This window comes from Tabrizicola sp. (assembly GCF_031377265.1).
Taxonomy (GTDB): Bacteria; Pseudomonadota; Alphaproteobacteria; order Rhodobacterales; family Rhodobacteraceae; genus JAUYQR01.
In genome coordinates this window covers 1-7,517 of the sequence record NZ_JANMET010000190.1, presented here as the reverse complement: position 1 = coordinate 7,517, position 7,517 = coordinate 1, and the positions used below count along the sequence as shown (strand labels likewise).

Below are 7,517 nucleotides of genomic sequence, written 5' to 3'. Positions count from 1 at the left end.
CCTAGTCTCATGACTCATTGATCATATCCAGAAGATGACGATGGCCGCTATGGCGATTGCAGAGATGCAGGTGTGCGCGCAGCGATCATAGCGGGTGTTGATGCGCCGCCAGTCCTTGAGTTTTCCGAACATGTTCTCGATCTTGTGACGCTTCCGATAGAGAATGCGGTCGTGCGGTAACTGGATTTTCCTGTTGGATTTCGATGGGATGCAGGCCTCGGTCTGGCGCTCGGCGAGGGCGTCACGGAGCCAGTCGGCGTCATAGCCCCTGTCGGCCAGCAGCACCTTCGCGGGCGGCATCGTTGCCAGCAAGGCCGCAGCACCGGTGTAATCGCCGACCTGGCCTGCCGTAAGGAACAGGCTGCGGGGGCGGCCCTGGCTGTCGCAAACCGCGTGCAGCTTCGAGTTCAGACCGCCTTTTGTGCGTCCGATATGCCGGGGAAGAGCCCCCTTTTGAGCAGGCTGGCCGCCGTCCGGTGGGCCTTCAGATGCCCTCGCCAGCGGCTCTTGAACCGGTGGCGAACCGCTGGCTCGACCTCGATCATGAGTTCTGCGGTGTCGCCGCCACCTCTGGCCAGTTCGACGAAGATGCGTCCGAACACGCCCAACTCGCTCCAGCGGATGAAGCGGTTGTAGATTGTCTTGTGCGGCCCGTAGCTTGGCGGAACATCGCGCCACCTGAGCCCGTTGCGGATCACGAAGATGATGCCGCTGATCACCCTGCGGTCATCCACGCGCGGTATCCCATGCGAAAGCGGAAAGAACGGCGATATCCGCGCCATCTGGGCTTCGGAAAGCAAGATCATCTCGGTCATGGCAGCACCTCCGTCGGTGCCGCAAGTGAATCAGTCAGTTGTTACACCGGCAAGCGATCTAATGGGTCCAGAGCCTAAAGTATCCCGGTGAGGAACTTGTCGTGGCCCACGAAAGAGCGACACTGAGGGCGGTCGGCCTCAAGCCTCTCGCGGAGCAGGTTCGCTGGATTCCCTTGGTCTGCCGCAGGGGCAGCCCGAAGAGCGCCTTCAACCTCAGGCAGGCCTGGATCGAAGCGTCGGTGAAGACGGGCTGACGCCCGCGCTTGCCAGTCGGTGCGGCAAGCCACTGTGTCTCACGATCGAACCAGATCAACAACGATCCACGCCTCGCCAGCGCAGCATTGTACTCAGGCCAGTTCGTGGTGCGGTAGGTGGGGGCCTTGGGTCTGCTCATGACCTCCAGCTATCACGCTGGATTCACGGGGTGAATCTCTCATCGCATTTGCGCAACAAAGCCTGTCCAACCCAATTGTCGTTCATTTGCGTCCATGAGTTCAGGCTTGGAAAAGCGATTGTTGCTCAAGCATGCCGCCAACACTCCCCCAGGTTGTATGTCGTTGAGTCCATTTTAGCTTAGGGTGGCGCTGAACGTCACTTCGTTGAGCTACTAAATATGGTGTATCCACCTGAATCTGAGAACAAATGTTGAGAAAGGCGGCGACACAACCCTTGAGCGATCACTTCAGTCTTCACACCTGATCAAAGTTGATTGTTGCCTGTTCGCCCGCAGTGTTAAGGGTTTCTTAACCTTAAGGGCGCAAATTTGCCTCAAATGGATCGAACTTATGGTGTCCCATGCATCCTAATGAACTCAGAAATATGGCGCTGGTTGCGGCGCTTTCTGCAGAACGAGAAGGGTTTTCAGCTACCGCAAGAGCGTTTCTGGAGCTCGCGATTTCTTGTAGGGATGAGTTGAGGTCATTTTCTCAGCTTGATCATCTGTCTCAGTTCAGTGATAGCCTTCAACTAGTCCCCGTTGGGCGGGCCTGACTTTCCCTAAGATGTTTACTCGGCGTTTACCAATTTCAAGTCTGCTAAAACGTGTAGGACGCTGCACAAGGGTGGATTGAGTTGGAACACTGGATGCATGATGCAATCGCTGCCGTGCGTGCGGCCATGAGGGTTGCTCAAGAGACAGAAAACTGGACGCTGGCTCAAAAAACAGCTGATGTCGTACTGGCAATGAAGTTCGAAGAGATGGGCGTCCCACCTGACATGCTCGCCTACGCCATCATGATGGATCAAATGGTCAGAGCCGGAGCCTTCAAATCGAACCGTTGTGTTTTGCTCGAACAATTTCACAGCAATCGGTCGTTGGACGCATAGGATGTTGCCCAAGCAGATTTGCCCCTTTTGATACTTCTTGCAACCGTACGTTGCTTTTACCTCAATTAGGCCGGGACGTTCGTTCGTGTCAAAGCGGGCGATATCGTAGCCAGCACGATTACGTTCGTCATCGGAAATGGTTGCCAGCCTGCTTGAGCTTGCTTGGCTGGATTGGCCAGTACCGGACTTCAGCAACCTGTGCCGCCGCCAGAAGTCGCTGAGCGTCCACATTCCGTATCGCCCCAGCACTGGCGCGCTGCACCTCTTGATCGACAGCACCGGCGTGAAAGCCGAAGGCGATGGGGAGTGGCTGGCCAAGAAACATGGACCATCTAAGCCGCGGGACTGGCGCAAGGTTCATCTCGGGATCGATGCGGAAACATTGGAAATCCGGGCCCTCGAGATCACCGGCAGCCGGATCGAAGATGCGCCCGTGCTGCCCGACCTGCTGGATCAAATCCCAAAGGATCGGCCCCTCGGCATGTCACTGCAGATGGGGCCTATGACACGCGTGGCTGCCACGCCGCTATCGCGGCACGCGGGGCGGTGGCGATCATACCGCCCCGCAAGAACGGCAAGCCCTGGAAGGAACAGACAGCAGGGGCAGCGGTGCGCAACGAAGCCCTTCGTAGTTGCCGCCGCCTTGGCCTGGCCGTCTGAAAGCGCTGGACAGGCTACCACCGACGAAGTTTGGTTAAGGCCAAGATGCGCTGCTTCAAGGTCCTGGGCGAGCGCGTCATGTCACGCGACTTCGACAGGCAGTTTGTGAAGGACAGGAACCGCTCGCGGGCGATTTCGGGGCGCTTGCGAAAACTGGTGGCGGGATTGTCGGTCCGCATTTTCCATGTCATCGCTAGGTTGAACATCTTGCGCAGCACCTCGCCAAGGACCGCAATGCCATCGGTCAGCCGAAATTCGAGCCCTTTGCTACCCTGCCCGATCTAAATACTGGGCTCGCAACCCGCATTTGACGTTGCTCGGGTGGAAAGCGAGATCTCTCACTGCCTCCAGACAAAAAGGGACTAGCTTGGTGCCTGTTGGAATCACGGCCAATTTGGCTCACCTTGCATCAGCTGGTTTTCTAGGGCATTTGCGGTCTGCCTCCGCAATCGTGCAGGAGAGTGGTGACATCACAACCGATCATTTTGCACAAAGAAGTCAGATTGCACGGTTCCGTAGCATCGTAACCGTGCATCTTGGTCGAATGGATGGACCGAGTCTGTCGCAAGAAAAAGCCGACCAGCAGTGTGGTCGATGGGCACGTCCGCAAGCGACAAATGCGCGGTCAAAGGGGGGCAGAGAGGGGGATCGAAAAAGAACAAATCTCCCAACCTATTAAATTAGTTGAAATTTTTACAATAAGTGGTGCCCAGAGACGGAATTGAACCGCCGACACGCGGATTTTCAATCCGCTGCTCTACCAACTGAGCTATCTGGGCACCGTCTTCCAAGGGCAAGCCCCGGAATGTGGAGGCGTGATACTGGACGGTCGCAGGGCTGTCCAGAGGGTTTTGCAGCTTTCTACTCGACAGGCGGCGACCGCTTTGAAACTGCTTCGGATAACCCGTCAGAATCCTCCTCAACAGCGTCGGCGGGCACGCGGTAGCTTTCGTTCAGCCAGCGTCCAAGATCAACGTCGGCACAGCGACGCGAGCAAAATGGTTGGTACGCGGCAACGGATGGCTTCTTGCAAGTCGGACAAGTCATGTAAGCAAATCCGCCAAGGGCAACCGATCTCTCTTGCGGGTCATTTCGTAAAGACCAAGTGTGGTCCAACCGGCAAGGTTCGCCTCCGCATCGCCTTTGAACGCTGCCTTCATGACCTGATCAAGGATGTGACGGTCCCGCTTTGGCATCGGCGCAAAATCTGCAACGACTTGGCCTCCAAGGCCGCGCAGGCGCAACTGGCGCGGCAGGTCGCGCGCGGCGGCGATGTTCACCTTCAACGCGGCGGCAGGCGTGGTGTCGGGGCCGGTGTTCACATCCACCGCAACCAGTGCACGCGTGGGTTCCACCATCATGTGGCCACCGCCTGGCAGGTCAACCCGGGCGGTCATCAGCGCCGCGATCATCTCGTGGACGCCGTGCGTTTCAAAGCCGCCTGCGTCAGTGACCATGTCGTCAACCGCCGGGTCCAGCCAGTCGCGAAACGCGAGGTCGTGAGCACCGGGCCCCTCGACCAAAAGCTCCGGCGCACCGGCAAAGTCGGCCAAAACGGCTTCCGCAAGGCCGCGCATTGCGGCCAGATCCTCGGCGATGGCATCGCCTTCGGCGTCCGCGCAGCCAGACCGCAGGATCAGACCAAGGCCTTGTGCGGCGCCCTTCATTCCGTCCTTGGCAAGCTCCGACAAAGCGGCGCGCAGGTCTTCGTCCTTGATCCTGCGCGAGATGTTCAGGCCAGGCGCATCGGGCGTGAGGATGGCAAAACGCGATTTGAACAACAGGCGGGCACTGACCGGCGTGGCCTTGCCGGGTTCGGTCGGGCCGGTAACCTGCACCAGAATCCGCTGCCCGGGGGTGATCCCCGAAATCTGCCGCAAAAAGCCGGAGCCGTGCGGCAGTTTGACGAAGATCCCGCCTTGCCCCTTCATCGGCCGATCCGCGACGGCGCGGTAGATGGCGCCTGGCATTGGCGTGTCATCCAACGGGTCGACCGCGATGTCTTCCAGCTGGCCGTCCACGATGAGCGCGGCAGCATGGCGACCGTTCACCTCGTCCAGAATAACCACGCGGCCGATCATGTTTGTCTCCAGAGCGGATAGCCCGCTGCTTGCAGCAGGGCTGCGGTTTCCACCAGTGGCAGGCCGACGATGCCGGTGAAGCTGCCGGATATCCATGGGATGAAGGCCCCTGCCGCCCCCTGGATCGCGTAGGCTCCGGCCTTGCCATGCCATTCACCGCTGGCAAGATAGGCATTCAATTCGGCATCGGACAACCGCTTCATCTTGACTGCGCTGATACTGTCGCGAGTCCAGAGGCGGTCGCCGCGTCTGACGGCAATCGCGGTGATCACTTGATGGCGCCGTCCGGCAAGAGCTGTCAGGAAGGCGGCGGCTTCGCCGGCATCACGGGGTTTGCCAAGGATGCGGCGGCCGAGGGCCACGGTGGTGTCGGCGGTCAGGATGATGTCGTCCACAGCCGCCGCCACCGCCTCGGCCTTTTCGCGGGCGAGGCGGGTGCAGTAGGCGCGGGGGAGTTCACCCTTGCGGGGATCCTCGTTTATGTCCGGGGGCAGGATCGCGTCGGGCACGACCCCGATCTGCGCCAGCAATTCCTTGCGGCGGGGGCTGCCTGATCCAAGGATGAACCGCACGAAGGGGCTTACTTGAAGCGGTAGTTGATGCGGCCCTTCGACAGGTCGTAGGGGGTCATCTCCACCTGGACCTTGTCGCCGGCCAGAACCCTGATCCGGTTCTTGCGCATCTTGCCTGCCATCACGGCGATCAGTTCATGGCCATTCTCGAGTTCGACCTTGAATGTCGCGTTCGGCAGGAGTTCCTTCACGACACCGGGGAATTCGAGAATATCTTCCTTGGCCATGGTCTCTCCAATAAGGGTTCGGCCCGCGTCGGGCGCAGGCATCCGGGGGGGCGTATGCGCCGTTTCAGGCGGGTTTTCAAGGGAAAAAATCGGCGCCGTCAGAGCGGTGGATTCTGTTGTCCACGCGTGGACAGCTTTTTTGGCCTAACAAAATCAATATGTTGCGATTCAAATTCAGGAATTCTTAACTCTTGAGCCCGCAAGCGCCGCTGCGCCCTCCCACGCCAGCCTTGTCACATCGCGCGCATCCAGAACTGCAGCCGCTTGGGTGTCTCCACCTCGTCACCAAGATCTTTCCACGAAAACTCTGCCTCTATGCCAGGCAGGGGTACGTAGCCGCGTCCCATCCAGAACGCATCGTTGGTGCGAAACGTCGCGGGGCGTCTGGGGTGATCTTCGGGTCGCAGGACGGAAAAGAAGCCCACATGACTGCGACCCATCGCGCGGGCATGCGCCTCGCGCAGGTCGATGAAACGGTGACCAAGGCCGCGCCCGCGATAGGCTGGCAACAGCACCGATTCCGCACCGTAAAGGATTGAGGTCAAGGGCACCCCGATGTCGCGCAGCGGGGCCGCGAAAGCCTCGGCGTGATCCTCCATCGGGGTGGAGGTGGAGGCCCCGACCAGACGCTCACCGTCAAATGCGCCGACCAGCAGCGATCCGGGGTGGTCGAGGTAGCTGCGGATATACTCCCGCTCATAAGCGAGGGTCCCGGCAAAGAGATAGGGCCAGTCGGCAAACACCGTGATGCGCAGCCGCGCGATATCATCCACGACGGCAAGCAATGCGTCACCGCTGAGCGGACGGATGTCGACATCTTCGATGGTCATCGCCACGCCCGGCTGATCCGGATGTCAATGGCAGGGTGGGTCATGCGATCCTCCGGGGTTTCGGGCGAGGATAGCGGCTGGGCGCAAAGAGAGAAGGGAAATCCACGAAGCCGGCCGAAGTCAACCGGACGGCGATGGCCAGTCCGGGTGCCCGTTGCGCACAAGCAGTGTCAGATACTTCGGCTTCACACCCCTTAGCAACGAAACGAACCGCATGGCCCGGCCAGCCCGGTAGTTGAAGCGCACACTGCGCGGTGCCATCCGCGGTTTCGCCTGAACAAACCCCCAAGCCGCGTAATGACCCACATTGTCGCGCCCAGTCACGATCCACACCGTGTCCGACACGTCACGCAGGACCGCGTCGATAAGGGTCTTGGCGATGCTCTGCCGCCGGAACGCAGGTTTCACGACAAGCGAGCCAAGCTCGCGCGCGCCGTCCTTATGGTGGCGAACTTGCACCGCGCCGACCAAGGTGCCATCGGAAATGGCCACAGTGAAGCGACGCCAATCCAGGTTGGTAGGGTTCAGGCGTTCAGACCGGACCAGCGTCACAATAGCCGACTGATCATCCGCAAGAGCGGGGCGTATCAAAGGTCTCATCAATAGTCTCGCAGAAAAAGGATTGTTGAAGGTATCAAGATAATAGCCCCGAAAAACCCGCGCAAGGCTTCAATTCGCTCAGGCCTGTTCATCCCTGCGCACCGTCGGCGGCCCGAAACGGGCCAGCATCCGGTCTCTGATCTGATCGCGCGCTTGCCGATAGGCGGCCAGCTTTGCCTCGCGCGTTTCGCCCAACCCGGTCGGGTCGAGGATCGGCCAATACTCGATTTCCAGATGATGAAACCGGGTCAGTTCGAGGGCCATGCGCTGACTGGCGGGCGACAGGGCGACGATCAGGTCGAACTGCGACAGGTCATCGCCCCATTCCTGCATCTCTTCAAAGCTGCGCGAGCGGTGGCGGGACAGCTCGATGCCAAGTTCCTGGCAGACGGCTACTGAGAAGCCG

At 59.7% G+C, this 7,517-nt stretch carries 10 protein-coding genes, 1 tRNA gene and 1 pseudogene; 2 read left to right on the top strand and 10 right to left on the bottom strand.

The window, feature by feature from the left end:
• Nucleotides 1-21 precede the first annotated feature (21 nt).
• Together RMO18_RS10945 and RMO18_RS10940 are read right to left on the bottom strand one after the other, a co-directional pair.
• A protein-coding gene (locus tag RMO18_RS10945) for an IS5 family transposase (protein WP_309665896.1) occupies nucleotides 22-815 on the bottom strand; the annotation gives its coding sequence in 2 pieces (ribosomal slippage) (nucleotides 22-443 and nucleotides 443-815; 795 coding nt in all).
• A 58-nt stretch (nucleotides 816-873) separates the two neighbouring features.
• Nucleotides 874-1,209, bottom strand: coding sequence for a transposase (locus tag RMO18_RS10940; protein WP_405054050.1), 336 nt, complete (start codon nucleotides 1,207-1,209; stop codon nucleotides 874-876).
• 689 nt (nucleotides 1,210-1,898) lie between these two features.
• Between RMO18_RS10940 and RMO18_RS10935 the strand changes: the two genes are divergently transcribed.
• Nucleotides 1,899-2,141, top strand: coding sequence for a hypothetical protein (locus RMO18_RS10935; protein ID WP_309665895.1), 243 nt, complete (start codon nucleotides 1,899-1,901; stop codon nucleotides 2,139-2,141).
• Between the two features lie 118 nt (nucleotides 2,142-2,259).
• A pseudogene (locus RMO18_RS10930) lies at nucleotides 2,260-3,086 on the top strand (IS5 family transposase); the annotation flags it as partial.
• 418 nt (nucleotides 3,087-3,504) lie between these two features.
• Here the strand turns inward: RMO18_RS10930 and RMO18_RS10920 are convergent.
• The 8 genes from RMO18_RS10920 to RMO18_RS10885 all read right to left on the bottom strand — a co-directional run.
• Nucleotides 3,505-3,580, bottom strand: a tRNA-Phe gene (locus RMO18_RS10920).
• A gap of 82 nt (nucleotides 3,581-3,662) precedes the next feature.
• On the bottom strand, nucleotides 3,663-3,848 hold the full coding sequence (locus RMO18_RS10915) for a DNA gyrase inhibitor YacG (protein ID WP_309665894.1): 186 nt from the start codon (nucleotides 3,846-3,848) through the stop codon (nucleotides 3,663-3,665).
• Nucleotides 3,845-4,882: a ribonuclease E/G gene (locus tag RMO18_RS10910; protein ID WP_309665893.1), complete on the bottom strand. Its 1,038-nt coding sequence runs from the start codon at nucleotides 4,880-4,882 to the stop codon at nucleotides 3,845-3,847. The genes RMO18_RS10915 and RMO18_RS10910 overlap by 4 nt, the downstream gene beginning before the upstream one ends.
• On the bottom strand, nucleotides 4,879-5,454 hold the full coding sequence (locus RMO18_RS10905) for a nucleoside triphosphate pyrophosphatase (RefSeq protein ID WP_309665892.1): 576 nt from the start codon (nucleotides 5,452-5,454) through the stop codon (nucleotides 4,879-4,881). The genes RMO18_RS10910 and RMO18_RS10905 overlap by 4 nt, the downstream gene beginning before the upstream one ends.
• Before the next feature lie 8 nt (nucleotides 5,455-5,462).
• On the bottom strand, nucleotides 5,463-5,681 hold the full coding sequence (gene infA / locus RMO18_RS10900; RefSeq protein ID WP_028913995.1) for a translation initiation factor IF-1: 219 nt from the start codon (nucleotides 5,679-5,681) through the stop codon (nucleotides 5,463-5,465).
• 233 nt (nucleotides 5,682-5,914) lie between these two features.
• Entirely contained in the window at nucleotides 5,915-6,511 is a 597-nt protein-coding gene (locus tag RMO18_RS10895; RefSeq protein WP_309665886.1) for a GNAT family N-acetyltransferase, read from the bottom strand.
• 120 nt (nucleotides 6,512-6,631) lie between these two features.
• The gene (locus RMO18_RS10890) at nucleotides 6,632-7,111 is read right to left on the bottom strand and encodes a GNAT family N-acetyltransferase (protein ID WP_309665883.1); all 480 of its coding nucleotides are present in this window, start codon (nucleotides 7,109-7,111) and stop codon (nucleotides 6,632-6,634) included.
• A gap of 78 nt (nucleotides 7,112-7,189) precedes the next feature.
• On the bottom strand, nucleotides 7,190-7,517 hold a 328-nt coding region (locus RMO18_RS10885; RefSeq protein ID WP_309665882.1), incomplete at its 5' end, for a low molecular weight phosphatase family protein.

Excerpts from the sequence above, each read along its gene's own strand:
- RMO18_RS10910 (WP_309665893.1), bottom strand. The coding sequence starts at position 4,882 with ATGATCGGCCGCGTGGTTATTCTGGACGAGGTGAACGGTCGCCATGCT.
- infA (WP_028913995.1), bottom strand. The coding sequence starts at position 5,681 with ATGGCCAAGGAAGATATTCTCGAATTCCCCGGTGTCGTGAAGGAACTC.
- RMO18_RS10895 (WP_309665886.1), bottom strand. The coding sequence starts at position 6,511 with ATGACCATCGAAGATGTCGACATCCGTCCGCTCAGCGGTGACGCATTG.
- RMO18_RS10915 (WP_309665894.1), bottom strand. The coding sequence starts at position 3,848 with ATGACTTGTCCGACTTGCAAGAAGCCATCCGTTGCCGCGTACCAACCA.
- RMO18_RS10890 (WP_309665883.1), bottom strand. The coding sequence starts at position 7,111 with ATGAGACCTTTGATACGCCCCGCTCTTGCGGATGATCAGTCGGCTATT.
- RMO18_RS10935 (WP_309665895.1), top strand. The coding sequence starts at position 1,899 with ATGCATGATGCAATCGCTGCCGTGCGTGCGGCCATGAGGGTTGCTCAA.
- RMO18_RS10940 (WP_405054050.1), bottom strand. The coding sequence starts at position 1,209 with ATGAGCAGACCCAAGGCCCCCACCTACCGCACCACGAACTGGCCTGAG.